Genomic DNA, 2,407 nt, shown 5'->3' on the forward strand with positions numbered 1-2,407 from the left:
CTTCGGCCTCGCGTGTTTCATCGAAGCCGCGATCTTCATCGGGTTGGCGCAGGTCGATCACCGTGCGCACGCCTTGGGCAGCCAGTTCGTGCAGTTGCGCGGCCGTGGGCTGGCCACCGGCGTAGAGGCCGGGGCGGACTTCAGCAAGAACAGGGTCCGCAGCCCAGGCCGGCAGGATCGGGCAGAGCGACAACAACAACAGCAGGCAGGTCAGGCGCAGCAGCATGCTCTCTCCGGGAATGTGTTCTGCCGCTACAGGCGCAGATTGGCGCGTGCCTTCAGCAGCTCGCGCATCTCGTACTTGTCAGTATCGTCCAGACCCTGTTGTCGCTGCTTGGCGTTGAGGTCGTCGATCCGCTGGAACAGCAGCTGCTTCTCCAGCTGGCCGACTGCGTCATGCAGTTCCACCGTCCACATCGCTTCATCGCCCGCCAGCGTCTGCGCGGCCAAGGTGTGCAGTGAGGCCTGTTCTTCGCGGCCGTCGAAATGCTCCAGCAGGGCGCCGGTACTGATGTCCGGGCGCTGTTCGACCAGCCCCAGCAATTCCAGCAGCAGCTCCACGCCGGGCAGGCGCAGGCCCTGGAAGTGGTGCTTGCCGCCCAGGGTCAGGGCCAGCGATGGCTGCTGCAGCAGGACGGCGATCGCGCCGCGCACCAGGCTGCGCTTGGCCGCCGGCTGGATCGTGCGCGGCGCGGCGCGTTGTGGCATCTGCGGCCGGCCCGCCTGCGCGTTGCCACCCAGGCCGGTCAGCTGCGCCAACTGCTGCTTCATCAGGTCGCCGAAKGCRCCRTCGGGAATCTGCGCGAGCATCGGCTTGGCGCGCTCGGCCAGCCGTGCCTTGCCGTCCAGGGTGCCCAGGTTGATCTCGCGGGTCAGTTCGTCGAAGAAGAACTGCGACAGCGGCGTGGCCTCCTTCAGGCGTTCGTCGAAGGCCTCGGCGCCTTCCTTGCGCACGATGCTGTCCGGGTCTTCGCCGTCGGGCAGGAACAGGAAGAAGGCCTGGCGGCCGTCCTTCATGCGTGGCAGCACCGATTCCAGCGCCTTCCAGCCGGCGCGGCGGCCGGCGGCGTCGCCATCGAAGCAGAAGAACACGTCCGGCGCGTTGCGGAACAACAGTTCGGCGTGGTCCGGCGTGGTCGCCGTGCCCAGCGTCGCCACCGCCTGGGTGACGCCGAACTGGAACAGCGAGACCACGTCCATGTAGCCCTCGACCACGATCAAGCGCTCGATCTTCTGGTTGGCCTGGCGCACCTGCCACAGGCCGTACAGCTCGCGGCCCTTGTGGAACAGCGCGGTCTCGGGCGAGTTGAGGTACTTGGGGCCGTCATCCTTCTCGAACACGCGCCCGCCGAAGGCGATCACCCGGCCACGGCGGTCGAAGATMGGGAACATCACSCGGTCGCGGAACTTGTCGTAGACGTGGCCGCGGTCGTTCTTGGAGAACAGGCCGGCGCGGTCGAGCAGCTTCATCCGCCGCTCGTCCTTGCCCAGTGCGTCGCGCAGGCCGCTGTAGCCATCAGGTGCATAGCCGATCTGGAAGCGCGCGCGGTTCTCTTCATCCACGCCGCGGCCATCGAGGTAGCTGCGGGCTTTCTCGCTGCCTTCCAGGTTCTTCTGGAAGAACTTGGTTGCCGCGTCCAGCGCCGAATACAGCTCGCGACTGTCATCCTGCTGCTGGGCGTTGCGCGGGTTCTCGCTGCGCGGCACTTCCATGCCGGCACGCTTGGCCAGTTCATCCACCGCGTCGAGGAATTCGAGGCGGTCGTAGTTCATCAGGAAGCTGATGGCCGTGYCGTGCGCGCCGCAGCCGAAGCAGTGATAGAACTGCTTGGTCGGCGAGACGGTGAAGGAGGCCGAGCGTTCGTCATGGAACGGGCAGCGCGCGGCGTACTCCTTGCCCTGGCGCTTCAACGGCACGCGGCTGCCCACCACCTCGACGATGTCGGAGCGGGCCAGCAGGTCGTCGATGAAAGCGTCGGGGATACGGGCCATGGGCAACGAGGCAGGGCGTGGCGGCAGCCACGCGGAAGGGGGAAGTCAGTCCCCCTAGTTTACCCCTTGCCGGCCACGTTCCCGGGCGCGTTCGCCGCAGTGCCAGGGTCGATGCCGGCAGCGAGCAGATGATGGCGTGCGCGCAGGCGTTCATCGATCACCGCGGTCATCAGCGCGCCGACGAAGAAGACCACGGTGGCGTAGTAGATCCAGACCAGCGAGATCACCAGCGCACCCATCGAGCCGTAAGCGCTGCCCGGTGCGACGGTGGCGATGTACACGCCGATGCCATAGCGGCCGAGCGCGAACAGCGCCGAGGTGATGAGGCCGCCGATGAAGGCCTGGCGCCACGCCACGCGCCGGTCCGGCAGGTAGTGATACATGAAGGCGAAGCCGACCGCGTACAGCAGCAGGC

General features: G+C 67.1%; 3 protein-coding genes. All 3 read right to left on the reverse strand.

The window, feature by feature from the left end; genetic code table 11:
• A partial coding sequence (locus tag AC1VAN_RS18615; protein ID WP_480986419.1) for a fused DSP-PTPase phosphatase/NAD kinase-like protein occupies nucleotides 1-226 on the reverse strand: 226 nt, incomplete at its 3' end.
• 26 nt (nucleotides 227-252) lie between these two features.
• Nucleotides 253-1,992, reverse strand: a complete 1,740-nt coding sequence (gene dnaG, locus AC1VAN_RS18620) for a DNA primase (RefSeq protein ID WP_480986420.1) — start codon at nucleotides 1,990-1,992, stop codon at nucleotides 253-255.
• Nucleotides 1,993-2,051: 59 nt separating this feature from the next.
• Nucleotides 2,052-2,407 (reverse strand): YihY/virulence factor BrkB family protein (locus AC1VAN_RS18625; protein WP_480986421.1); only part of this gene is annotated, 356 nt, incomplete at its 5' end.

It is taken from the genome of Stenotrophomonas sp. 05L44_2 (assembly GCF_056665995.1).